The 23788-nt window shown below is 62.2% G+C and carries 23 protein-coding genes and 2 tRNA genes; 5 read left to right on the top strand and 20 right to left on the bottom strand.

Annotated features, from left to right (window positions below; translation table 11 throughout):
- Nucleotides 1-8: 8 nt before the first annotated feature.
- From ACGYLO_RS08175 to ACGYLO_RS08140, 8 genes are all read right to left on the bottom strand, one after another.
- Nucleotides 9-1184: an acetyl-CoA C-acyltransferase gene (locus ACGYLO_RS08175; protein ID WP_271689047.1), complete on the bottom strand. Its 1176-nt coding sequence runs from the start codon at nucleotides 1182-1184 to the stop codon at nucleotides 9-11.
- Nucleotides 1181-3277 (bottom strand): 3-hydroxyacyl-CoA dehydrogenase NAD-binding domain-containing protein, encoded by a 2097-nt coding sequence (locus ACGYLO_RS08170; protein ID WP_271689046.1) that lies wholly within the window; start codon nucleotides 3275-3277, stop codon nucleotides 1181-1183. The genes ACGYLO_RS08175 and ACGYLO_RS08170 overlap by 4 nt, the downstream gene beginning before the upstream one ends.
- Nucleotides 3278-3296: 19 nt before the next feature.
- Nucleotides 3297-4085, bottom strand: coding sequence for an IclR family transcriptional regulator (locus ACGYLO_RS08165; RefSeq protein ID WP_271689045.1), 789 nt, complete (start codon nucleotides 4083-4085; stop codon nucleotides 3297-3299).
- Nucleotides 4082-5422 carry a TRAP transporter large permease gene (locus ACGYLO_RS08160; protein ID WP_067267050.1) on the bottom strand — a complete coding sequence of 447 codons (1341 nt, stop codon included), beginning with the start codon at nucleotides 5420-5422 and terminating at the stop codon, nucleotides 4082-4084. Before ACGYLO_RS08160 ends, ACGYLO_RS08165 begins: the two co-directional genes overlap by 4 nt.
- Nucleotides 5422-5955, bottom strand: coding sequence for a TRAP transporter small permease (locus ACGYLO_RS08155; RefSeq protein WP_067267049.1), 534 nt, complete (start codon nucleotides 5953-5955; stop codon nucleotides 5422-5424). The genes ACGYLO_RS08160 and ACGYLO_RS08155 overlap by 1 nt, the downstream gene beginning before the upstream one ends.
- Before the next feature lie 26 nt (nucleotides 5956-5981).
- Nucleotides 5982-7037: a C4-dicarboxylate TRAP transporter substrate-binding protein gene (locus ACGYLO_RS08150; RefSeq protein WP_271689044.1), complete on the bottom strand. Its 1056-nt coding sequence runs from the start codon at nucleotides 7035-7037 to the stop codon at nucleotides 5982-5984.
- Nucleotides 7038-7304: 267 nt separating this feature from the next.
- Nucleotides 7305-8075: an MBL fold metallo-hydrolase gene (locus ACGYLO_RS08145; RefSeq protein ID WP_271689043.1), complete on the bottom strand. Its 771-nt coding sequence runs from the start codon at nucleotides 8073-8075 to the stop codon at nucleotides 7305-7307.
- An 80-nt stretch (nucleotides 8076-8155) separates the two neighbouring features.
- Nucleotides 8156-8986 (bottom strand): 3-keto-5-aminohexanoate cleavage protein, encoded by an 831-nt coding sequence (locus tag ACGYLO_RS08140; protein ID WP_271689042.1) that lies wholly within the window; start codon nucleotides 8984-8986, stop codon nucleotides 8156-8158.
- A 147-nt stretch (nucleotides 8987-9133) separates the two neighbouring features.
- Between ACGYLO_RS08140 and ACGYLO_RS08135 the strand changes: the two genes are divergently transcribed.
- Nucleotides 9134-9601, top strand: coding sequence for a transposase (locus ACGYLO_RS08135; protein ID WP_271689041.1), 468 nt, complete (start codon nucleotides 9134-9136; stop codon nucleotides 9599-9601).
- Nucleotides 9602-9748: 147 nt separating this feature from the next.
- On the opposite strand, the gene lepA is transcribed toward ACGYLO_RS08135, so the two are convergent.
- Nucleotides 9749-11551 (bottom strand): translation elongation factor 4, encoded by a 1803-nt coding sequence (lepA, locus tag ACGYLO_RS08130; RefSeq protein ID WP_067266602.1) that lies wholly within the window; start codon nucleotides 11549-11551, stop codon nucleotides 9749-9751.
- Between the two features lie 214 nt (nucleotides 11552-11765).
- Here lepA and ACGYLO_RS08125 point away from each other — a divergent pair, with 214 nt between their 5' ends.
- Nucleotides 11766-12128, top strand: coding sequence for a hypothetical protein (locus ACGYLO_RS08125; RefSeq protein WP_271689040.1), 363 nt, complete (start codon nucleotides 11766-11768; stop codon nucleotides 12126-12128).
- Nucleotides 12129-12132: 4 nt separating this feature from the next.
- Here ACGYLO_RS08125 and ACGYLO_RS08120 read toward each other — a convergent pair whose 3' ends face one another.
- The 7 genes from ACGYLO_RS08120 to ACGYLO_RS08090 all read right to left on the bottom strand — a co-directional run bounded on the left by ACGYLO_RS08120 (nucleotide 12133) and on the right by ACGYLO_RS08090 (nucleotide 16877).
- Nucleotides 12133-12594, bottom strand: coding sequence for a low molecular weight phosphatase family protein (locus tag ACGYLO_RS08120; protein ID WP_271689039.1), 462 nt, complete (start codon nucleotides 12592-12594; stop codon nucleotides 12133-12135).
- The gene (locus ACGYLO_RS08115) at nucleotides 12595-13098 is read right to left on the bottom strand and encodes a UPF0262 family protein (RefSeq protein ID WP_269451601.1); all 504 of its coding nucleotides are present in this window, start codon (nucleotides 13096-13098) and stop codon (nucleotides 12595-12597) included. It lies immediately after the preceding gene.
- Between the two features lie 148 nt (nucleotides 13099-13246).
- Nucleotides 13247-14548, bottom strand: coding sequence for a histidinol dehydrogenase (hisD, locus tag ACGYLO_RS08110; protein ID WP_271689038.1), 1302 nt, complete (start codon nucleotides 14546-14548; stop codon nucleotides 13247-13249).
- Between the two features lie 50 nt (nucleotides 14549-14598).
- Nucleotides 14599-14928, bottom strand: a complete 330-nt coding sequence (locus ACGYLO_RS08105) for a hypothetical protein (RefSeq protein WP_271689037.1) — start codon at nucleotides 14926-14928, stop codon at nucleotides 14599-14601.
- 30 nt (nucleotides 14929-14958) lie between these two features.
- Nucleotides 14959-15429 carry a DUF2948 family protein gene (locus ACGYLO_RS08100; protein ID WP_067266611.1) on the bottom strand — a complete coding sequence of 157 codons (471 nt, stop codon included), beginning with the start codon at nucleotides 15427-15429 and terminating at the stop codon, nucleotides 14959-14961.
- Nucleotides 15426-16697: a UDP-N-acetylglucosamine 1-carboxyvinyltransferase gene (murA, locus tag ACGYLO_RS08095; protein ID WP_067266613.1), complete on the bottom strand. Its 1272-nt coding sequence runs from the start codon at nucleotides 16695-16697 to the stop codon at nucleotides 15426-15428. Before murA ends, ACGYLO_RS08100 begins: the two co-directional genes overlap by 4 nt.
- A gap of 3 nt (nucleotides 16698-16700) precedes the next feature.
- Nucleotides 16701-16877: a hypothetical protein gene (locus ACGYLO_RS08090; RefSeq protein WP_168612795.1), complete on the bottom strand. Its 177-nt coding sequence runs from the start codon at nucleotides 16875-16877 to the stop codon at nucleotides 16701-16703.
- An 85-nt stretch (nucleotides 16878-16962) separates the two neighbouring features.
- On the opposite strand from ACGYLO_RS08090, the gene ACGYLO_RS08085 reads away from it, so the two are divergent.
- Nucleotides 16963-17037 (top strand) — tRNA-Thr (locus tag ACGYLO_RS08085).
- 130 nt (nucleotides 17038-17167) lie between these two features.
- Here the strand turns inward: ACGYLO_RS08085 and ACGYLO_RS08080 are convergent.
- Complete coding sequence (locus ACGYLO_RS08080; protein ID WP_271689035.1) at nucleotides 17168-17689, bottom strand: superoxide dismutase family protein; 522 nt, start codon at nucleotides 17687-17689, stop codon at nucleotides 17168-17170.
- Between the two features lie 104 nt (nucleotides 17690-17793).
- On the opposite strand from ACGYLO_RS08080, the gene ACGYLO_RS08075 reads away from it, so the two are divergent.
- Nucleotides 17794-17870: transfer RNA gene (locus ACGYLO_RS08075), tRNA-Arg, on the top strand.
- Between the two features lie 28 nt (nucleotides 17871-17898).
- Here the strand turns inward: ACGYLO_RS08075 and ACGYLO_RS08070 are convergent.
- From ACGYLO_RS08070 to ACGYLO_RS08060, 3 genes are all read right to left on the bottom strand, one after another.
- The gene (locus ACGYLO_RS08070; protein WP_271689034.1) at nucleotides 17899-18258 is read right to left on the bottom strand and encodes a response regulator; all 360 of its coding nucleotides are present in this window, start codon (nucleotides 18256-18258) and stop codon (nucleotides 17899-17901) included.
- Nucleotides 18259-18264: 6 nt separating this feature from the next.
- Nucleotides 18265-19713 carry a sensor histidine kinase gene (locus ACGYLO_RS08065; protein WP_271689033.1) on the bottom strand — a complete coding sequence of 483 codons (1449 nt, stop codon included), beginning with the start codon at nucleotides 19711-19713 and terminating at the stop codon, nucleotides 18265-18267.
- Nucleotides 19714-20036: 323 nt separating this feature from the next.
- Nucleotides 20037-21536 carry an MHYT domain-containing protein gene (locus ACGYLO_RS08060; RefSeq protein WP_271689031.1) on the bottom strand — a complete coding sequence of 500 codons (1500 nt, stop codon included), beginning with the start codon at nucleotides 21534-21536 and terminating at the stop codon, nucleotides 20037-20039.
- A 437-nt stretch (nucleotides 21537-21973) separates the two neighbouring features.
- Here ACGYLO_RS08060 and ACGYLO_RS08055 point away from each other — a divergent pair, with 437 nt between their 5' ends.
- A complete protein-coding gene (locus ACGYLO_RS08055) occupies nucleotides 21974-23779 on the top strand; it encodes a histidine kinase N-terminal 7TM domain-containing protein (protein WP_271689030.1) in 1806 nt (601 codons plus the stop codon).
- Nucleotides 23780-23788 lie beyond the last annotated feature (9 nt).

The raw sequence follows: 23788 nt of genomic DNA, 5'->3' as shown, positions 1-23788 counted from the left end.
GGCCCCCTTTAGTAAATTTCGAAGAGGCCAGCCGCCCCCATGCCGCCGCCGATGCACATCGTCACGACGCCCAGTTTCGCGCCGCGGCGGTGGCCTTCGCGCAGGATGTGGCCGGTCATCCGCGCCCCGGTCATGCCGAAGGGGTGACCGATAGCGATGGAGCCGCCGTTCACGTTGCACTTGTCCGGGTCGATGCCCAGACGGTCGCGGCAGTAAAGCGCTTGGCTCGCGAAAGCCTCGTTCAACTCCCAGATGTCGATGTCGTCGACGCTGAGGCCGTGGCGTTCCAAGAGGCGCGGCACGGCAAAGACCGGGCCGATGCCCATCTCGTCGGGCTCGCAGCCCGCGACGGCGAAGCCGCGGAAGGCGCCCATGGCCTCTAGCCCCTGCTGCTCCGCCTCTTTGCTGTCCATCAGCACCAATGCGGCGGCGCCATCCGACAGTTGGCTGGCGTTGCCGGCGGTGATGAAGGCCCCCTCGCCGCGCACCGGGGTGAGGCCCGCAAGCCCCTCCATCGTGGTGGTGGGGCGGTTGCATTCGTCGCGGTCCACGGTGACCTCGCGGGTGGAGATCTCCTTGGTTTCCTTGTCCTGCACGCCCATGGTGGTCTGCATCGGCACGATCTCATCGTCGAAGAGACCGGCCTCCTGCGCCTTGGCAATGAGTTGCTGGCTGCGCAGACCGTAGGCGTCCTGATCCTCGCGGGAGATGTTATAGCGTTTGGCCACGATGTCGGCAGTGTCGATCATCGCCATGTAGACCTCGGGCTTGTGCTCCTTCAGCCAGGCTTCCTTTACGGATTTGGCATCGGGCTGGACCATCGAGATGCTCTCGACCCCGCCCGCGACCATCGGGCCCGCGCCTTCCATGCAGATCGCGTTGGCGGCCATGGCCACGGTTTGCAGACCCGAGGAGCAGAAGCGGTTCACGGTGACGCCCGAAGCGGTCACCGGCAGGCCCGCACGCAGGGCGATCTGGCGCGCGATGTTCGAGCCCGTGGCGCCTTCGGGGTAGCCGCAGCCGATCATCACGTCCTCAATGGCCGACGGGTCGACGCCCGCGCGTTTCACGGCTTCGGCGACGACATGGCCGCCCATGGTGGCCCCATGGGTCATGTTGAATGACCCGCGGAAGGATTTGGCCAACCCGGTGCGGGCGGCGGAGACAATAACGGCCTGTTTCATTTGGCAGCTTCCTTGTTCAGATCATCAAAAGTGCGGTTGGTCTTGACCAATTCGGCCAGCAGGGGCGCGGGCTTCCAGAACCACGGGTCCTGCTCGGCGAAACCTTCGATTGCGGCCAGCACATTGGGCAGGCCTTGGATGTCGGCCCATTTCATCGGGCCGCCCCAGTAGCGCGGGAAACCGTAGCCGAAGAGCAGCGTCATATCGATGTCGAGCGGGCGTTGAGCGATGCCCTCTTCCAGCACCTTGGCAGCCTCGTTGACCATGGCGCACATGTAGCGGCGCACGATCTCGGCGTCGGTGAAGTCGCGCGGGGTGATGCCGCGCTCCTTCTGCTCTTCTTCGATCAGACGGGTGATTTCAGGGTTCGGCGTGCCGCCGCGTTTGCCCTTTTCGTAGATGTAATAGCCCTGCCCGGTCTTCTGGCCGAAGTGGCCCTGTTCACACAGGCGGTCGATATAGGTCGGTACCCGCTCCTCGGGGTGGCGCGTCGCGGCCTTGCGCTTGCGCGTAGCCCAGCCGATGTCGAGACCGGCGAGGTCGGCCACGGCGAAGGGGCCCATGGCGAAGCCGAATTTCTCAAGCGCTGCGTCGATCTTGTAGGGGCTTGCCCCGTCGAGTACCATGTGGTCCGCCGCCGTGCGGTAGGTGGCGAGGATGCGGTTGCCGATGAAGCCGTCGCAGACACCTGCGCGGACAGAGACCTTGCCCAGTGCCTTGCCGAGCGCAAAGCCCGTGGCGACCACATCTTTCGCGGTCTTGTCGGCGACGACGACCTCGAGCAGTTTCATCACATGCGCGGGCGAGAAGAAGTGCAGCCCGATCACGTCCTCGGGGCGCTTGGTGCTGGCGGCGATCTCGTTCACGTCCAGATAGGAGGTGTTGGAGGCCAGCACGCAGCCCGGTTTGCAGACCGCGTCGAGCTTGCCGAAGACCTGCTTTTTGACGTCCATGTCTTCGAAGACCGCTTCGACCACCAGATCGACGTCCTTGAGGCTGTCATACTCGGTGGAGACCGTGAGCGCCTCGCCGGTCAGGTGATCGAACTTCGCCTGATCGATCTTGCCGCGCTTCAACGCGCCCTGCAGGTTGCCGGAGATACGGTCATGCGCGGCCTTGGCGGCCTCGTCCTTCATCTCGATCAGCACGACCGAGAAACCCGAAAGCAGCGCCGCCGTGGCGATGCCTGCACCCATGGTACCGCCGCCAATCACACCGATGGCTTTCAACTCCCGCGGCTCGACGCCCCTGAGTTCCGGCAGGTTGCTGACCGCCCGCTCGGAGAAGAACGCGTGGATCATGCCCTGGCGCTGGTCGGTGTTCATCAGTTCCGAGAAGATGCGGCGCTCGGCCTTCATGCCCTCCTCGAAGGGTTTCTCGACGCCCGCCTGCACGGCACGCACCGCCTCAGCGGGGGAAATCTGGCCACGCCCCTTTTTCAGCGTCGCCTCATAGGCTGCATCCCAGTCGATGGGTGCAGGCGCGGGCATGTCGCAGATCGGACGGCGCTCGGCCCCGCTGTCGAGCAATTCACGGACATAGGCGAGCCCCACTTCCTGCGGATCGCCCTCTTCCACGCGGTCGACGATGCCCATTTCCAGCGCCTGCGGTGCCTTGATGTGGCGGCCCGTGGTGATCGCATCGAGGGCGGGTTCCACGCCGATGAGGCGCGGCAGACGTTGGGTGCCGCCTGCGCCGGGGATCAGGCCAAGGTGTACTTCGGGCAAACCGACACGCGCCGAAGGCTGGGCAATGCGGTAATGCGCCGAGAGCGCGACCTCGAGACCGCCACCAAGGCTCACGCCATGCATGGAGGCGACGACCAGCAGCGGCGAGGCTTCGATCCGGTTGCACAGGTTGGGCAGATGCGGCTCCATCGGCGGCTTGCCGAACTCGGTGATATCGGCCCCCGCGATGAAGGCGCGGCCCTCGCCCACGATCATCACGGCGCGCACGCCGTCCTCGGCCTCGGCGCGGTCCATGCCATCGGCCAGCCCTTGGCGTACGGCTTGGCTCAGCGCGTTGACGGGCGGGTTCTGGATGCGCAGCACGACGATGTCGTCATGGCGGGAATAGGCGATCTTGTCGGTCATGATGATGTCTCCTTGTTCTTTATCCGCGCCGTGACAGGGCGGGTGCCCGTCCGGTGCGTTGTTCGATGCCGCTGACCACGTCACGCAGGGCTGGCCCCACTTGTGACAGAATGCGGTCGTCGGGCAAGTCCGCCGGCAGCGCACCGCAGCTAAAGGACACCGGCTCTCCGAACTCACCGGCGTAATAGGGCACGCTGACCGCGTTTACATTGCGGGCATAGCGGGTGTCGGGCGGGGCCAGCACGAAGCCCTGCGCCAGCAGTTGCTCATAGCCCTCACGGCGGAAATCGCGCAGCCGGTCGTCGGGTTCCAACGCTTCGAAACGGTCTTCGTCAAGGCTGGCCAGCGTGGCCAGACCCGAGGAGGAGCCATAGACCGGAATGCGGTGCCCCGGCTCCAGCCAGATCGTCGAGGCCGTGCGCGGCCGCCAAGTGCGTACCAGCATCATCCGGTCGCCATCGCGCACGGCGATCAACGCCAGCGTGCGGGTCTCATCCGCCAGTTCCTGCATCGCATCCGACGCCATATCCACGAAGCTCACCGCGACAGAGGCGACGGAGCCGAGCGCAATCGCCGCAGGCCCAAGTCGAAACTTGTCGTTGCGCCCGCCATGGGCCAGATACCCCAACTCGCAAAGCGTATAGGTCAGCCGCGACACCGTGGGTTTCGGCAGCCCCGTCCGCTCGGCAATCTGGGCGTGGCTCAGCCCGCTGTCGCTGGCGCGAAAGGCCCGCAGAATGCCAAGCCCCCGCGCTAGCGTATTGGCGAACTTGCGGTCCGTGACGGTATCGGAAGCCGCCTGGTTCATCGCGCCGCCATCGGGATCAGGAGCGAGATCATCGGGAAGGACATGATCAGGATCAGCACGATCACGTCGACGCTGAGAAAGCGCGTGATCCCGGCAAAGATTTTGTCGATCGGCGCTTCACGCCCCACCACGTTGGCGATGACGAAGACGTTCAGACCCACCGGCGGGGTGATCAGGCCGATCTCCAACAGCTTGATGACCACGACGCCGAACCAGATGAGGTTCAGGTCATAGCTTTCTACCAGCGGGATCATCAGCGGCAGAGTCAGCACCATGATGCCGATGGGATCAAGGAACATGCCCAAAAGCAGGTAGATCAGCGCGATGCAGAGCATCAGGACCACCAGCGACATCTGCGCGTCAGAGACGAAGCCCACGATGGTGCCAGCGACGCCAGTCAGCGCGACGAAGGCCACGAAGATCTTGGCCGAGGCGGCGATGAGGAAGATGGCGGAGGTCTGCACGCAGGTCTCTTTCACCGCAGCCCAGAGGCCCGCCCAGTCGAGCTTCTTCTGCGCAAAACCGATCAGCGTGGCCGAGACGACGCAGACAGCTGCGGCCTCGGTCGCGGTGAAGATGCCGCCGTAGATGCCGCCGATGATGAGCACGAAGAGCAGCAGCGCGGGCCAGCTTTCGAGCGCTGCGGTCCAACGCTCCCCCGCGCTGTAGCGCTGGTCGGTCGAGGGGGCGACCGATGGATCGCGCCAGACCCAAACGGCGATGACCAGCACGAAGCCCATCAGCGTCAGCAGCCCCGGCAGAACACCGGCGAGGAAGAGCGAGGAGATCGAGGTCTCGGTGAAGATGCCGTAGATGATGAAGAGCACCGAAGGCGGAATGAGCGAGCCCAGCGTGCCCCCCGCCGCGACCGAGGCGGTGGCGAGGCGCGGGTCATAGCCCATGCGCAGCATCTCGGGCGTGCAGATCTTGCCCATGGTCGAGGCGCAGGCGATGGACGAGCCGGTGATCGCGGAAAACCCGCCGCAGCCCATGACAGAGGCCATGGCGACCCCACCCGGCAGCTTGGTCAGCCAGACCTTGGCGGCGTGGTAGATTTTCGTCGTGATATCCGCGCGGTAAGCGATATGTCCAAGCGCCACGAAGAGCGGGATCATTGACAGATCGTAGGAATGGATAAGGTCGAAGGAGTTCGAGAACACCATCGAGGTGGTCGCCTTGATCGCGCGCTCGGGCATGAAAGTCCCGGTGCGGAAGGCGAAGATAAAGAAGGTGGCGACGGTCGCGACCGAGGCCAGCGTAAAGGCGATCGGCACCCGCAGGGCCAACATGATCAGTACCGCGGCAAAGGCGATCATTCCGATGGTCGAAGCATCCATTAGCGCAGGTCCTCTTCAACCATAAGGTCAGCCGCATGATGTTGCTCATCCGAGACGACGCCGCCTGCAAGCACCGTGCGCCCGTCGCGCCATGTCAGCTCGGCCAGCCGCAAGAAAGTGGCGATCATCCCGATCAGGAACAACAACCGCCCCGGCCACTTGGGCAGGTTCAGGTCGCCATAGAAAAAGCTCCCCTTCTCCACCACGGAGAGGAATTCGCGCCCGCCGGAATAGATCAGCGGCGCCAGCGCCAGCATCCCGATGGCAGAGCCTGCCACGATCAGCACCGAACGCGCGCGTTCGGGAAAACGGTCGGTCACGAAGGCGACCGAGACATGCGCACGGGCCGCGGTGGCGGCGGCGAGGGGCAGCAGGATGGCGGCGACCATGAGCTCTCGCACCATGGTCACGCTATCGGGCACCTGACTGGCAAAGAGCGCGCGGGCGATCACGTTGGAGGTGATCAACACCCCCAAGGCGATCACCGCCAAGGCCCCCAGTCCCAACAGGATTTTCTCCAGATTTACCAACATATGCTGCCCCTCCCCAGTGTCAGCGATCAGTTACCAGCGGCGTCCCATGGGTAGCCGTTGGCGTCACGCTCTTCGGTGTATTTGGCGATGAGCGCCTTATACTCTTCGAGCAGTTCCTCACCGGGCAGACCGGCGGAGCTTGCCGTTTGCACCCATTCGTCAAGGAACTTCTCACCGGCCTTGACCAGTTTCGCGCGGTCTTCTTCGGGCAGGGTGATGACTTCGACGCCCTGCTCTTTCATGGAGGCGATGGCCTTTTCGTTGGCGGTGGTGATCAGACGACCGAATTCATCGGCCATGTCCGCGCCAACCTCGGCCAGCGTTTCCTGCTGCTCTTCCGTCAGGCTGTCGTGCATGTCCTTGTTCATAAAGATGCCAAGGCCGCCGACCTGACCCCAATCGAGGATCGTATAGCTGTCCATCACCTCGGCCTGCTTCAGCGCCGCGACGGCATAGCTGTAGCCCTGCGAACAGTCGATCAGACCGGTGTCGAGCCCTTGGTAGGCGTCGTAGATCGACATGTTGACCATATTCGCGCCCTGCTCGCCGAAGACCTTGCCATAGGCGCCGACGCCGCGGACCTTCTTGCCCGAGATATCGTCGACGGATTTGATCGCGCCGCCCTTGCAGCCGATGTTCACCTGAGAGGTGGTCCAAGTGCCGATGTAGACGAGGTTCTTGTCGGCGAGGTCTTCTTGAATGGCTTCGTTGCTGCGCATCAGCTCATCGGTGGCGCGCATGCCGACCCAAGCGTCGGGGTTGTTCACCGGCAGGTCGGCGATGCCGTAGCCCGCCATCTCTTGCGGGTAGTAAACCGCGATGACCGAGCCGGTGTCGGCCACGCCATCGGCCAGCGATTGCACGGCGGCATTGGCTTTGAACAGCGCCCCGCCCCACTGGATGTCGAGGCGCATATCGCCGTCGGACCGTTCGGCGACCTGATCGGCGAACCACTGCAATGCCTGCGCGCGCGCACCGCGGTTCGGCCCGGCTTCCCCATGAATCAACACGGTCTCAGCGCTTACCGCGCCACCAGCCAGCGCCAGAGCTGCGGCGCAGCTCAGGTGTTTGAAAATTGTCATGTCGGCTCCTCCCAGAGACTTGTTTCGCAATGCGAACCGTTGTTTCGCATTTGTCGCAGGTCACGCTAGTCCGCGGACCGAAGGCGATCAAGCGAAACTTCGGCCATCGGCAGGAGGATCGGTTAGGCTATTGAATTTGTTAAGGGAAAATTTCCCGAAGGTTGGTGCAGGCGTGGAACAGCCCCACCAGACCCCGGAATCGGCTGTTCGGATCGAACGGCCCGTATAGAAGGCGGCCACGCCCGCTTAGGACGTGGCCGCCGAATTTTAATACCAGTCGCCGAATTTGACCTCGACATCGGTGCCGACGCGTTTGGCGAACTCTTGCGGGTCTTGGGTGCCGCCGTCTTTGCCCCGGAAGTGATAGGGGTAAACGTAAGCGGGCTTGAACTCGGCCACCGCCGAGGCGGCGGCGTTGGAATCCATGGTGAAGGGCAGGTTCATGCAGACGAAAGCCAGCGAGATATCGGTCAGCCCGCGCATCTCGGGCGTGTCTTCGGTATCGCCCGAGATATAGACGCGGAAGCCGTCGAAGCCGAGGATATAGCCGTTGTCGCGCCCCTCTGGGTGGAACTTCTTGCGCTCTTCGGTGGTGTTATAGGCCGGGATCGCGTTGATCGGCAGGCCGTTGAACTCGGTATTCTCGCCATTGGCGATCTTGTTGGCCTTGGCGGCAAGCGCTTCGGGCAGCATGTCGAAAACGGCGGGGTTGGTGATGATCTGCACGTCATCGCCCGCCAGCGCGGCAAGCGTATCGGTGTTGTAGTGATCGCCGTGCTCATGGGTGATGAGGATTAGGTCCGCCGCCGGGAAATCGCTGTATTGCGCGGGCTCGCCTACCGGATCGACATAGATCACGCCCTTTGGCGTCTCCAACACGATGGAGGCGTGATCGACGGGGTGCACGGTGATCGGCCCTGCGTCGGTGTCGAAGGTATCACCGCTCTGCGTGGCGGCGCGGGCGGCGAAGGGCAGCAGGGTCACGACGCCAGCGGCAGCGGCGGAGGTGGCAAGGAAATGGCGGCGGGTCTGGGACATTTCAGGCTCCTGTTGGTTGCTGGAACGGGACATAGCGGCCCCGCCCCGCATTTCAACGCGGCACCCGTTTCGCGGCAAGCCTATGAGGGGCGCAGGCCGAGAATCTCACGCGCTTGTGCAGCCGTGGCGACGGGGCGCTCATATTTCGCGCAGAGATCCGCCGCGCGCTGGATCAGCGCCGCGTTGGAGGGCGCCAGCGTCTCGCGGTCCAGCCGCACGTTGTCCTCCAGCCCGGCCCGCGTGTGCCCACCCGCCGCAATGGCCCATTCGTTCAGCACGATCTGGTTCGGCCCGATCCCGGCGGCACACCACTGCGCATTGGGCGCAAGGCGGTTCAGCGTCTGGATGTAGAAATCAAAGGTCTCACGGTCCACCGGCATGGCGTTTTTCACGCCCATGACGAATTGCACATAGAGCTGGCCGGGGATGCGCCCGTCACGGTTCATCTCGGCGGCCTTGTGGATGTGGCTGAGATCGAAGGCTTCGATCTCGGGCTTGATCTCATGGGCTTTCATCTCCGAGGCCAGCCAATCGACCAATTCCGGCGGGTTCTCGTAAACCCGCGTCGGGAAGTTGTTGGACCCGACCGAGAGCGAGGCCATGTCGGGCCTGAGCGAGAGCATCCCGCCCCGCTCCCGCCCCGCGCCCGAACGCCCGCCGGTGGAGAACTGGATGATCATGCCGGGGCAATGTTTTTGCACGCCTTCCATCAGTCGCGCGAATTTTTCGGGATCGGAGGACGGAGTTTCATCATCGTTGCGCACATGGGCGTGGCAGATGGAGGCCCCGGCCTCGAAGGCCGCATGAGTCGACTCGACCTGCTCGGCGATCGAGATCGGCACGGCGGGGTTGGCGGCCTTGGTGGGGACGGAGCCGGTGATGGCGACGCAGAGGATGCAGGGGGTGGTCATGGGTGGGGGTCCTGTAGTGTTTGGTGCAGAAGGTCGCATATGGCGGGGGCGGTGTACACTGGTTGGGAAGGTTCAGGCGCAGCCAAATCCCCAGGGGTTTGGCACGAGGTTTACCATTCCTTTACCACCTCGCAGCAACCTCCACGGATGTCCTCCTATCGCCGTCCCCGCATCGCCGGTGCGACCATCTTCTCCACCGTCAACTTAGCCGACCGCCTGTCGGACATTCTGGTCCGGCATGTAGATTTTCTGCGCACTGCGATACGCCAAACCAAGGCAGAACGGCCGTTCCGGATCGACGCCTTCGTGGTGCTGCCGGATCATCTACATTGCGTTTGGACCCTGCCTCCCGGCGACTGCGATTACTCGCTGCGCTGGCGATTGATCAAGGCGCGGTTTTCAAGGGTCTTGCCAAAAGGCGCAACGCGGTCGAGCCATGACAGGCGCGGCGAACGCGGCCTTTGGCAGCGCCGCTTCTGGGAGCACCACATTCGGGATCGACGCGACTTCGACGCGCATGTCGGCTATTGTTGGAACAATCCCGTCAAGCACGGGTACGTCGAAAACCCGGAAGATTGGCCTCTGTCGTCCATCCACCGAAATGCGGCCCCGTAGGGTGCGTGGTCCCCACGCACCTTTGTATGCGAGGCGGCGCGGGCGTTGACGGTGTTCTTTGCGGGCGGTGACATGGTTTGAAAGGTGCGTGCGGAGCACGCACCCTACGGGTGGTTTTGGGGGCCGCGCACCGAAAAATGGACAGCCTCAGCTGTCCATCTTCAGCGCCGAAATAAACGCTTCCTGCGGGATATCCACTTTCCCGAACTGGCGCATCTTCTTCTTACCGGCCTTCTGCTTCTCCAGCAGCTTCTTCTTCCGCGTGGCGTCGCCGCCATAACACTTCGCCGTCACGTCCTTGCGCATCGCCGAGAGCGTCTCGCGCGCGATCACCTTGCCGCCGATGGCCGCCTGGATCGGGATCTTAAACATGTGGCGCGGGATCAGGTCTTTCAGCTTTTCAACCATCGCCCGGCCGCGCATCTCGGCGCGGTCGCGGTGCACCATGGTTGAGAGCGCATCCACCGGCTCGTCGTTCACGAGGATCTGCATCTTGACCAGATTGTCCTGCCGGTAGCCGATCATCTGGTAGTCGAAGCTGGCGTAGCCCTTGGTGACCGACTTCAGCCGGTCGTAGAAATCAAACACCACCTCATTGAGCGGCAGGTCATAGACCACCATGGCGCGGGAGCCGGCATAGGTCAGGTCTTCCTGAATGCCGCGGCGGTCTTGGCAGAGCTTCAGCACGTCGCCGAGGTAGTCGTCGGGCACGAGGATCGTGGCCTTGATCCGCGGCTCCTCCATGTGATCGACCAGCGTCATGTCGGGCATGTCGGCGGGGTTGTGCAGCTCCTGCATCTCCCCGTCCTTCATGTGGACGTGGTAGATCACCGAAGGCGCGGTGGTGATGAGGTCGATGTCATACTCGCGCTCAAGCCGGTCGCGGATCACCTCAAGGTGCAAAAGGCCAAGGAAGCCGCAGCGGAAGCCGAAGCCAAGCGCGGCGGAAGTCTCCATCTCATAGGTGAAGGAGGCGTCGTTCAGGGCGAGTTTCTCGATCGCCTCGCGCATGTCCTCGAAATCATTAGCGTCAACCGGGAAGAGGCCGCAGAAGACCACCGGCACCGAGGGTTTGAAGCCCGGCAGCGCGGTTTCGCATTTGCGTTTCTCATGGGTGATCGTGTCGCCGACGCGGGTGTCGCGGACCTGTTTGATCGAGGCGTTGAGATAGCCGATCTCGCCGGGGCCGAGACTGTCGACGCCGACCATCTTGGGCCGGTAGACCCCCACGTCGTCCACATCATAAGTGCCGCCGGTTTTCATCATGCGGATGCGGTCGCCCTTCTTCAGGGTGCCCTCCACGATGCGCACGATACAAATGACGCCAAGGTATTGGTCGTATTTACTGTCTACCAGCATCGCCTTGAGCGGCGCGTCGGGGTCGCCGCCCGTGGGCGCGGGCAGCTTGTTGACGATGGCTTCCAGAACGTCCGGGATGCCGACGCCGGTTTTGGCCGAGATCAGGCAGGCCTCGGAGGCGTCGATGCCGATCACATCCTCGATCTGCTCGCGCACGCGGTCGGGGTCGGAGGCGGGCAGGTCGACCTTGTTCAGCACCGGCACGATCTCATGATCCGCGTCGATGGCGGTATAGACATTGGCCAGCGTCTGCGCCTCGACACCCTGCGTGGCGTCCACGACAAGCAGCGAGCCCTCGACCGCCTGCATGGAGCGCGCGACCTCATAGGCAAAATCGACGTGTCCGGGCGTGTCGATCAGATTCAACACATAGGTCTTGCCGTCCTTGGCCGGGTATTCGATGCGGACGGTGTTCGCCTTGATGGTGATGCCCCGCTCCCGCTCGATATCCATGTTGTCCAGAAGCTGGCTTTGCATGTCGCGTTCGGCGACCGTGCCGGTGAGTTGGATCAACCGGTCGGCCAGCGTGGATTTGCCGTGGTCGATATGCGCCACGATGGAGAAGTTGCGGATGTTTTCAAGCGGTGTCATGCAAGGGGATATGGCGCAGAGCCGCGCCTGCGTCAATTGGCCATGAACGCGCCCATGCCCCCTGCCCGCACGTCACGGCGCTTTATCGCGGGTCGAAGGGCGCAGCCCCCCAAAGGAGAATTGCGCGAAGCCCCGTTTTGCGGCATAGTGACGGGCAGAGCAGACCGGGCCGACAAGGGGAAAACCCCATGGTCCAGAACAATAGGGCAAATCAATGCGGACAGTTGCAAGTTTGATGGCGCTCGCCATCTTGGCGGGTTGTGGCGGCACACGTTATTCCAGCGATGCCGCCGTCGGACGTTTCTCCCCCACACCGGTTCTTTTCGCCACGGGGCCGATCCAAAAGGCCTGTCTGGCCGATGGGCGCCGCGGCTCCAGTCATGCACGCTGCGGCTGTGTGCAGGCGGTGGCGGATCAGACGCTGTCGCGCTCGGACCAGCGCCAAGGCGCCAAGATTTTCCGCGACCCGCACCGTTTGCAGGAAATGCGCCAATCCGACAACAAAAGCGACAATGCTTTCTGGAGCACATGGAAAGCCTTTGGCCAAAGCGCCGCGGCGGCCTGTTCCAACACCTGATTGCTCAGTCTTGGCTGAGCGGTTGGCCAAAACGGTTAATCAGCCGTCCGACGATTTGATCGCGGGCGGCGCGAAACTGCGTGAGCTTGGCCTCGCGCCCCTCGCCCAGCCCCGTGGGGTCAAGGATCGGCCAATATTCCACGTCGAGATGATAGAACCGCGTCAGTTCCAGCGCCCGGCGCTGGCTGGCAGGGCTAAGCGCGATCACAAGGTCAAATGACCCCAGATCGTCGCCCCATTCCTCCATCTCGTCGAAACTGCGGCTGCGGTGGCGGTCGAGTTCCACATCCAACTCTCTGCAGACGGCGATGGAGAAGCCGTCAATCTCCGTATCGTTCTTGACGCCGACGGATTGGACATAGGTGCCGGTGCCGTAGAACTTCTTCATCAACCCCTCGGCCATGGGGGAGCGGACGGCGTTGTGATCGCAGCAGAAGAGAACGGATTGAGGCAGCGGCTGCGTCATTTATCCGCCGAAATGCAGAACGCAAATCAGGGTAAATAGCCGCCGGGCGGTGTCGGTGTCGATCTCAGCCTTGCCCGAGAGCCGCTCTTGCAGCACGCGGGAGCCTTCGTTGTGGATGCCGCGCCGGGCCATGTCGATCGTCTCGATCTGGCTGGGGGGCAGCTTCTTGACCGCTTCGAAATAGCTTTCGCAGATTTGGAAGTAATCCTTCACCACCTGCCGGAAGGGGCCGAGGGAGAGGTGAAATTCCGCTGCCTTTTCAGCCGCTTCGGTCTGCACGTCAAAGACCAGCCGTTTGTCGCGGATCGAGAGCGACAGATGGTAAGGCCCTTCGGGCACCGGCCCCTTTTCGCGTTCGGGCAGGATGAAACTGTTCTCTTCCAGCAGGTCGAACATGGCCACCTTGCGCTCCTGATCGATCTCGGGCGTGGGCGGCGGCATGTTCGCGTCATCAAGCGCGATATGGGTGATGCGGGTCATCGGCGCATCCTTTTTGCTGGCGATACCCTTTCGTGGATAGCGCAGCGGTGGGGAGGGGGCAATGCGCGAGAACACGCGCGCCCGCGATTGCGCCCCGCCAGCGCATTTGACGATACGTCAGAAGCATCGGCAACACCGAGAGCGCGCAGGCGGGGGCAGCGCTGCCCCTGCCCTAGTCGTTGAGTTTGCGCAGACGCGCGGTGACCGACAGGCCATGCGCCTCAAGACTTTCGGACTGGGCCAGCCGCTCTGCCGCGGGGCCGATGGCCTTGAGCGCCTCGGGCGACATCTGCGCCAGGGTCGTCCGCTTCATGAAATCCAGCACAGACAGGCCAGAGGAGAAACGCGCCGAGCGCGCCGTGGGCAGCACGTGGTTCGGCCCGCCGACGTAATCGCCGATCGCCTCGGGCGTCCATTGGCCAAGGAAGATCGCCCCGGCGTGGGTGATCTTGTCCGACAGCGCCTTCGGGTCCGCCACGCAAAGCTCAAGGTGCTCCGGCGCGATGCGGTTGCTGAGGGCGGCGGCGGCGTCGAGGTCCGGCACGGTGATGATCGCCCCATTGTCGCGCCAGCTTGCGCCCGCGATGGCGCGGCGTTCGAGGGTGAGCAGACGTTTCTCAACCGCCTCTTCCACCGCGCGGGCAAAGGCAGGGTCGGTGGTGATCAGAATGCTCTGCGCGCTCTCGTCATGTTCGGCTTGGCTGAGCAGATCAAGGGCGATGAAATCTGGATCGTTCTCTCCATCAGCGATGACAAGGATCTCGGATGGCCCCGCGATCATGTCGATGCCGACCTTGCCGAAAACGCGGCGTTTGGCGGCGGCGACGAAAGCGTTGCCGGGGCCGGTGATCTTGTCCACCGGGGGGATCGTTTCGGTGCCATAGGCCAGCGCCGCCACGGCCTGCGCGCCGCCGATGCGGTAAATCTCATCCACCCCGGCGATGCGGGCGGCCAGCAGTACAAGCGGGTTCAGCACGCCATCGGGCGTCGGTACGACCATGGCCAGACGGGCCACTCCCGCCACTTTGGCCGGGACCGCGTTCATCAACACCGAGGACGGGTAGCTCGCCAATCCGCCGGGCACATAGAGGCCCGCGGCGGAAACCGGCGTCCAGCGCCAGCCCAGCGTGGCGCCATCGGGGTCGGTCCATTCCGCATCCTCGGGCAATTGCCGGGCGTGATAGGCGCGGATGCGGTCGGCGGCGAGTTCCAGCGCCTTGCGGTCTTCGGGAGAGACTTCGGCCACGGCGGCGTCGACCTCTTCCGCGCGGATGCGCAGGGTTTCGGCGGTCAGGGTCACGCGGTCGAATTTCTGCGACAGGTCGATCACGGCGGCATCGCCACGGGCGCGCACATCGGCGATGATCTCGGCCACCACGGCATCGACATCGGGGCTGTCCTCGCGCTTGGCGTTCAGCAGTTTGTCAAAGGCCGCTTCGAAATCGGCGGCGGAGGCATCGAGCGTGACGGGCATGGGTTCAAGCTTTCGTAGAGGGGCCGCCGCGCAGGGCTGGCCCGAAAAAGTTAAGACGCCTGCGGGCGGCGCAGGCTGGGCTCGGCCCGCAGGCCCGCGGTTTTAGAGGTGGCAGCGGGGGCGGAGCGCTGCGCCAGTCGCATGGCGCGGGTGTCTTGGGCATTGTCGAAAATCGCACGCGCCACCTGCGCCACCAAAATGGCGGAGAGACCGCCAGAGACCAGCGCGAGCGGCACCACCAAGGTCGCGACCGAGAGCGACGCGATGAGTTGCACCGCGCCCAAGACGCAGCCCAAGAGGATCAGCGCCCAACCGGACACTTCGGTCAGCAGCGCGGTGATCCGGCCCCGGGTAAATCTATTCTGTTTCAGTTCAGGCATCTTGCGATCCTTGCCCGCCATGCGGCGGCGTCACTCAGGGTGAACGGGCCGTTTCTTGGACGGGGCGACATAGGGGCGGGTCACGTCCTTGAGCGTCACCTCAAGCGCTTCGACCTCTAGCCGGATCGCGCCGTCTCCGGCCAATGTCAGCGTCACATGGCCCGAGGGCGCGTCGCCCTCTTCAAACGCGATGTCGAGCAGCGACAGGATCGTATCGGCATCGCCCTGCGGCACACCTTGGCTGGCGACACGTTGTACGTTGTTGAACATCAGCACCGATTGCACCCGCTCGGGCGCGTGACGCGCCGCCCCCGTATCCTCATGCCGCAAACGGTTCAGCAGCAGCGCAAAGCGCGCGCCCGCGCGGTGCCAGCGCATTTCGGAGGCGGGAAAGACCGCGTCTTGGGTCAGCGAGGCGATCACCGTCAGATCCTCGGCATCCAATGCTCCAAGGTTCAGCGGCGCTTCGCGGCCATCTTCGAAACGTGCATCTTCGGTCATTTGTCGCTGATCCTTTCGATATCCGCCCCAACGCCGCGCAGTTTGGAGACCACATGCTCATAGCCGCGATCAAGGTGGTAGACCCGGCTGACCGTGGTCTCTCCAGTGGCGGCCAACCCGGCGAGGATGAGCGAAATCGACGCCCGCAGATCGGTCGCCATAACCGGCGCCCCTTTGAGCTTTTCGACCCCGGTGACCTTGGCCGTACCACCCTGCACATCAATCCGCGCTCCCATGCGGATCAGCTCCGGCGCGTGCATGAAGCGATTCTCGAAAATCTTCTCTTCCAGAACCGATGTGCCTTCAGCCGTGCAGAGCAGCGCCATCATCTGCGCCTGAAGATCGGTCGGGAAGCCGGGGAACGGCTCGGTGGTGACATCCACTGCCGAAATCCGCCCGTTGCGCCGTGCGACCTTGAGGCCCGCATCAGTCTCACTCACGTCGATGCCCGCCGCGTCGAGCTTTTCGCAAAACGCCTCCAGCAGATCGATTCGCCCGCCCAGAAGCTCAACCTCACCGCCGCAGAAGGCGGGGGCCAGCATATATGTGCCAAGCTCGATCCGGTCGGTCACGACCTTATGGGTGGCGCCATGCAGGCTGTCGACTCCCTGAATGGTGATGCTGGACGTGCCATCGCCTTCGATCTGCGCGCCCATGGCCCGCAGACAATCCGCCAGATCGACGATCTCAGGCTCCCGCGCGGCGTTGTTGATGACGGTGGTGCCCTTGGCAAGGGTCGCTGCCATGAGGATATTCTCGGTCGCCCCGACAGAGGCAAAGGGGAAGTCGATCACCGCCCCCTTCAGTTTACCGCCCGCGGCCTTGGCGTAAAGGTAGCCGTCGCGAAGGTCGATCTCCGCGCCCATCTTGGCCAGACCGTCGGTGTGAATGTCCATCGGGCGCGCACCAATCGCGCAGCCGCCGGGGAGCGAAACTTCGGCATGACCTTCCCGCGCCAAAAGCGGCCCCAAGACCAGATTCGACGCGCGCATCTTGCGCACGATGTCATATTCGGCCCGTGTATTGATCTCCCCATGGCTTGCCATGGTGATGACCTTACCGTCCTGCATCGCGGCCACTTCGGCGCCGAGAGACTGCAAAAGCTGCGTCATCGTGCGAATATCGCTCAGACGCGGCGCATTGGTCAGCGTCAGCGGCTCTTCGCTCAGCAATGTGGCGGGCATCAGCGCCAGACAGGCGTTTTTAGCACCCGCGATGGGAATTTGCCCGTTGAGCGCACCGCCGCCCCTGACCAGAATGGAATCCATCGTTCAGCTGTCCTTTTCCGGCCCCTCGGGGCCATTGCCTGTATCCTGCGCCACATCCTCGGCCCGCGCGCGCGCCTGCGCCTTGCGCCGCGCCATATTTGCCTTGAGCGCAGCCTTCAGCCGCGCCTCCCGCGCAGAGGGTGTTTTCGCGTTCTTTTCCGGGGCGTTTTGCTTTGCCATGCCGCCTATCTAGCGCAGGGGGCAAGAAGGGTCCAGATCAGGGGTTGCGCCCCCTTTCGATTGCGGCTAATCACCCGCCCACGGCGCTGCTGTAGCTCAGAGGTAGAGCACTCCCTTGGTAAGGGAGAGGTCGAGAGTTCAATTCTCTCCAGCAGCACCATTAATCTTCCTTGTTTCCAACTATGCCTCGCAAGAGCGATGGTCCCTCGACACCTCAAGCACCCTTACAGATCGAATCGACACCCCCGCTCCGACAACCCGGGACGGAGGTGCCAAAAATTCACATTAAATCACGACGCCTCAAACACGCCACAAGCGATACGCGAACCCGCGTCGCCCGATGGCTGCGATTCGTAGTCGTCTGCGCCGCTGTGGATGATGAAGGCCGCACCATCATCATCTTTGATCATGGTCTCAATATCGAGCAGGTCGAGGAAGACTTCGGCTTCCAGCACCCCATCTTCACCCACGACCATATTGGGCATATCACCGGGATGCGGCCCACCTTCGACGAGCACACCGTGCTTGCGGTCCCCCGCGATATGGCCACCGGCGGATTTGAAATCCTCGGCCGAACAATCACCGGTCTCATGCAGGTGCACGCCGTGGGTACCCGCAGGCACGCCGGTCACGTCGATCTGAACCAAGGTGCGGCCCGATGCGGTCGTGTTCAGCGAAACATTGCCCGAAATTCCGTTCGAATTGCCCGCGACCTGGGCCGTCGCCGCCGTTTGCATATGGCTTTCGGCCTGCGCCGCCACGGCGCCTGTTGTGGCCAAAGCGGCCCCGAGTAGGATATTGCGCAGATACATGGCTTCCTCCTTTGGGTTATATGTCCGATGACGGCTCAACCCACCCGGACCGCGTCGGGTTCCTCTTGATGCAGGGCGAGGCTTGCCCCTATAAGCGGCCGAGTGCTCCCTTAGCTCAGCTGGATAGAGCAGCCGACTTCTAATCGGCAGGCCGAGGGTTCGAATCCTTCAGGGAGCGCCACTTTCCTCCACACTTGGGCCCTCTACACCTACGCGCGCGAAAAATCCTCGATCGCCGCGGCGATTAGGTGCGGGAAGGTCGGTTTGCCAAGCATGGCGACAGGCTCAAGCGCGCTTAGCCGTTGCTGGGTGAGATCGTCCAGATTGCCGCTCATGAAGACGCAGCGGATGTTGTGTTCTGCCAGCAGCCACTGCGCCACCTCTTCACCGGAATCGCCATTGGCGAGCCGCAGGTCCATGAAGGCCAGATCGGGCCGGGTCTGCGTCACCACCTCCCGGCAGGTCGCGAAATCCTTGACCGGGCCAAGGACGGAATGTTGAAGCTGTTCGAGCTGCATCTGAAGGTCCAAGGCAATCAAAAATTCGTCTTCGACAATCAGAATATTCACCGGGCATCACCCGGCGGGCATGGGAACCTCAATCTCAACGCAATAACCATGCTCTGTTGTCCTCTTATCCATCGCCGCCCCAAGCTGGCCGACAATGCCCGCCACGATCTTCGAACCGAGACCGACCCTACCTACACTCTCCGCGTTGCCGATCCCATCGTCCGACACCGTTAACGTCAAAAGGTCTCCCTCTTGATGCAAACGAACATCAACCCTGCCCTGTTCCCGCGCGACGAAGGCATGTTTATGCGCGTTGGTCACAAGCTCATTGATCAGCAGCGCAAGGTTGATGGCCAAATCGGTCGGCACGGTGACCGACGGCGCGTCGACGATTGTGTCGATCTGCTTGCTGTCGGTCTCGGTGCTGGCTGAAAGGAAATCGACAAGCTGCGGGATGTATTCACCGACATCCACATGGGTAACGTTATGAGATTTATAGATAAGTTCATGGACGGAGCTTACCGCATGCACCCGAAGCGAGGCCTGTTGCAGGCTGTGTTTGACAGACGCATCATCCACCGACGCGGCTTCGAGACGCAGAATGCTCGACACCAGATGCAAGCTGTTCTTGATCCGGTGGTTCACGTCGCCAAGCAGTGTTTCCTTCTGCTCAAGAAGCTTGTCACGCTCGGTCAGGGTCTTCTGCAAGACCTCTTCGCGCTTCTTGGAATGGGTCAGATCGAGGGTGGCACCGATGAACCGCGCGGGCTTGTCATGTTCGAAAAGAACTTCACCACGCGTGTTCAGCCACCGGGTTTCCCCATTGGGCAAGACGATCCGATAATCGGCGTTCACCGTGGCATCATTGGCCATCGTTTCGCCCAAGCTTTGGTTCACATGCGCCAGATCATCGGGATGGATACGCCGGAACAGCTTGGCCATGGGGATTGTCCCCTCGGTATCGGCATAGCCGAACAGATTGGCCAATTCCTGCGAGATATTCGCGGTCCCCGTCTGAAGGTCCAACTCGCCATAGCCGATCCCCGACACCTGCTTGGCCAGATTGAGCCGTATCGCCTGATCACGGCGACCGATAAATTCCGAGGTGACATCCTCGACATGGTGGATCAGCGCGACCAGCTTGCCATCTTCGAACACGGGCGTGTTCAACGGTTGCCAATATTTCTCTTCAAAGGCTCCGTCGGCGCTGTCGCGAATGGGAATATTGTACTTCTGCACGGCCATGCGGTGCTGTTTTCCCGTGGCGGCGACGATCTCAAGCGACTTGCCCAGATTATTGGTGCCATCTGCCGTCGCGTCGGAAGGGTCATCCGGGAAAGCGTCGAACAGATGTTTCCCTACGAGGTCCTCCGCTTCTGACCCGGTGATGAATAGGTACCGGTCATTCACGTCGATAATCTTCAAATCGGTATCTAGAACGAGATACCCGTGGGGGGATGCCGCAAAAATTGCAGATCTCGACACGCTACCGTTCGCCGATCTTTCACCACCCATATTCTTCCCTATAAACTTCCTTCAATCTCTCTGGCCACCATATCCCCCTAACTTTGAACAGAAAAGCTCAGCCTCCTTGATATAAGTTAAGCAGCGATATGGCGGCGCGCCGCAGCAAATGATGACCCGCTCAATTATTCGGCAAGCTAAGAACTCAGGTAATGAATGACGCGCATAAATGGCGCGTCTTTTTACGATTGGCGCTTTTGCGCCTCTATTCAAGCCGCAGCACCCTGAGGCGTGCCAATTGAATTAAGACTGCGCGCATTCGCTTACTCGACGGGCGTATTCAGAGGCCCCGCCCCGAATTGGGAAAGGGCCGATCACGCGGCCACAAGCGCTTCCTCTGCCGCGATCTCCGAGGCGCAGAGGGGCAGATCGACGGTGAACTTCGTCCCAATGCCAACGGTGCTCTCTACCCTGATGTCCCCCTCATGTGCAGCGGCGAGTTTTTTGCTGATCGCAAGGCCAAGACCAGTGCCGCCATCAGCGCTTTTGCTGGCTGTTTCCGCTTGAATGAAGGCTTGGAAAATCCGCTGCAAATCCTCTGCCGGCATCCCGCAACCGTTGTCTTCGACCTCAAGTCGGCATGTATCGCCGACCTGCTTGGCGCGCATGCGAATGCTGGAGGCCGAAGAGAACTTCAGCGCGTTGCCCAAGAGATTGATCAGGATCTGTTTGCAGCGCCCGCGGTCGGCGAAAACGTCGAATTCATCATATTCGATTTCCAGCATCGCCTGTTTTTCCTTGGCCAGCCCCTGAAATTGCTCTGCCAATTCGGCCAGCAAATCGCCCGCCGCGAAAGAGGTTCTGTTGAGCTTCACGGAATTCAATTCAATGCTCGTATAGTCAAGCAGCTCATTAATGATGGTCAGCAGATGGTCGCCCGCCGATTTGATACGCCCGCCGTAGCGCTCTGTCTGGTCGCCCAACTCATCGAAATGCACCTTTGAGATCGGCTCGTTCGGTTTCAGCTTGGCCATGGTATGGCCTTTGAGGTTGGTCAGGAAGCTGGCGTAGCCGTTGATGATGGTCAGCGGCGTGCGCAGCTCATGGCTCAGAACGCTCATGAACTCCGACTTGGCGCGGCTGGCATCGCGAGCCTCATCCCGCGCTTGGCGCAGCTCCACGATGTTCTCCATCCGAGTGCGGTTTTCGATGAAATAGGTGAAAAGCCCGCCCAGCACGATCATCGCAGCCGTCCCGGCGATGACCATCGCCAGCAATCTGAATTCATCCGGGTTGCTATGGCCGGTCAAACAGGTCGGCGTTACATGAAAGGCGGCCATGCCGGTGAAATGCAGCCCGATAATCGCCAGCGCAAAGCTGGCCGTCATCTTGCCCGTGGCGTATTTCCCGTTTTGCGCGCCAAAGAACAAAGCCACGGTCGACAACACCATGGCCAGCAGAACCGAGGCGACGAGATAGGTCTTGTCCCAAAAGATGACCCCCTCGATCCGATAGGCGACCATCCCGGTGTAATGCATGGCCGAGATCGACAGCCCCAAGATCACCCCGCCAATCACGGTGGTGACCCGCCTGCGGAACATCCCGGCGATCAGAATGCCCACCGTAGACCCGATAATCGCGATCAGTAGCGAGGCGAAGGTCAGCCCGAAATCAAAGCTGACCGGCGCGTCGGGCTGATAGGCCAGCATGGCGATGAAATGCGTGCACCAGATGGCGATGCCCGAGGTCACGGCGGTCAGAAAATACCACAACAACGCCTGTCGCGGCGTTTGTTTAAGCGCGTGCCGGTAAAGGTTTGCGATCACCCAGCTGCCGAATGCGCACAAAAGCGCGGCAAGCAAGACCAGCGTCATATCGTGGTCCGAGTGCATAGAATGAGCCACAGTCAGCATTTTTAAACCTCAAGATAATGAGGCCAGTGTTGCGCAAGGATTGCGTCGAAACATTGTTCGAGTGCGTTCTTTTTGGCGGTAATTCCATCTGGCAAAACCGCGGGCGGGGCCTGATTGCGCCGGATGCCCCCCATACCGTCTTTGAACAAGCATCCGGCGAAATGCCGCTACGCGCTGCTGCCTTCGACTGTACCTTGAACCCCGTTCTCAGCGCCCTTCGCCCCCTCTTTCGCAGAGGCAACCGGCCCGCCTGCACGCATGACGAACGGTACTTGCGGCCCCAAATCACATCCAAGGGTTGCACTTGCTGGCCATAATACGCCACTACAGCGCCAAACTTGCGCCGCATTTTAATGCTGGTCTGCGCACATTCATTTTGGTTCATAGGTATTTCCGCCATGCTAACGTGTTTCCAAGGGCTGATGCTCGACCCGGTCTATTGGACCGTGCTCGCCGTCAGCACGATCGCCGCAGCTGTCGCCTTTTGGACGCTCAAGTTCCAAGAGTTCCATGGCAAAATTTACTATGCGCTCACCTTCTTGGGGATGATCTGGACCCTGATGATGGTCGGGGCCGAAGCTGCAACGCCCGCCTACGCCTGCCAGATGCAACAGGCGCAGCTTGCGTGGCTGGGGCATGGGATGGTGCCGGTGGCGTGGTCCTTCTTTATCTTCGAATATGTCGGTCCCTCCAGCCGGTCGCGCGGGTGGGTGAGCCTTCTGGCCCTGATCGCCGTGCCGCTTGCAGCCTTCGGCCTTGCCGCGACGAACGATTGGCACCACCTGATCTATACCGCCGAGACCGCGCTTCAGCCGGGCGACGATCAGATCACCTTTGAACATGGGCCGGGGTATTTCCTCGTTCTTGCCGGGCTCTATTGCTTCGTGATGGCGACGCTCATCTGGCTGGGCCGGGCGTTCTTTCGCGCGAAACGGGCCGCTTGGCCGCTGCTGACGATGCTGGTGGTGATCACGCTGATCCCCTTGGGCGCGAACGCGGCCTATGCGCTGCTTGGGTTTACTGTCGTCGGCCTTGATCCGACCGCCTTCATGTTCACCTTGGGCATCTTCGCCTTTTCGTGGTTGCTGGTCACGAACAAGACGATGGACATGCCCTCGGTCGGGCAATCGACCCTGTTTGACACGATGAGCGAACCGCTGATCCTTTTGGACGCGCGGCGCCGCGTCATCCGCTCGAACGCCGCGGCCAAGCGCAGCGGGCTTCTGTCCGATCCAACATTGAGCCACGATCTGATCGCGGGGATCGAAGCACAAATGGCGCAGAACGGCTCGGCCCATATCACCTGTAACGAACGGCTTTATGAGCCGCGCGTTCAACCCATCGAAAACCCCCTCGCCCCCGCTGGCCCCGCCATCGGATGGAGCGTTACTTTCGTCGATGTCACCGAGCGGATCGCCACCACCACGGCCCTAGAGCGGGCGCTGAGAGAGGCGGATGAGGCGAACCGCGCCAAGGATGAATTCATCTCGGTCGTCAGCCATGAGCTGCGCACGCCGCTGACCTCATTGAAAGGCGGCCTGGCTCTGGCTCTCAGCGGTAAGCTGGGTGAGATCAAAGGCCCGCTGCGCTCCTCGCTCGACATTGCCCATCGCAACGGGGTGCGCCTGTCGCGGTTGGTCGATAATATCCTGCTGGTGCAAAAGCTTGAGGTGCAGGCGCTCTCGCTCGAATGGCTGCCGGTCGACCTGCCCGCCCTGCTGCGCGAAAGCATCGAGGAAAACCGCATGTATGCCCATGAGCGCGGCGTGCGGCTGGATATCGGCAGCGTGGGCCAGCCCGCCGTGGTCTTGGGCGATGCCTTTGCCATCCGGCAGGTGGTCGACAACCTCATTTCGAACGCGGTGAAATTCTCGAATGTGGGGGATACTGTGGAGGGCACGCTGACCACCAACAACGGCCGCGTGCGGGTCTCGATCCGCGATCATGGGCGCGGCATTCCTGAGGGGATGGAGGAAAAGGTCTTTGGCCGTTTCGGGCAGCTTGACGACGATGGGCAGAAATCGACCCAAGGCTCCGGCCTCGGCCTGCATATCTCCCGCCAACTGGCGCGGCAGATGGCGGGGGATCTGTTTTACGAAAGCGAAGTCGGCGTCGGATCGACCTTCCATGTCGAGTTCGGCATCGGCGCCGGGGCAGAGACCACCCCGCAAGCCGCCCCAAGCGCGTTGCAAAGCACCGACTGAGCGCCGCGC

It is taken from the genome of Sulfitobacter sp. 1A13353 (genome assembly GCF_043557255.1).
Lineage (GTDB): Bacteria > Pseudomonadota > Alphaproteobacteria > Rhodobacterales > Rhodobacteraceae > Sulfitobacter > Sulfitobacter faviae.
This window is presented reverse-complemented; position numbering and strand designations above follow the sequence as displayed.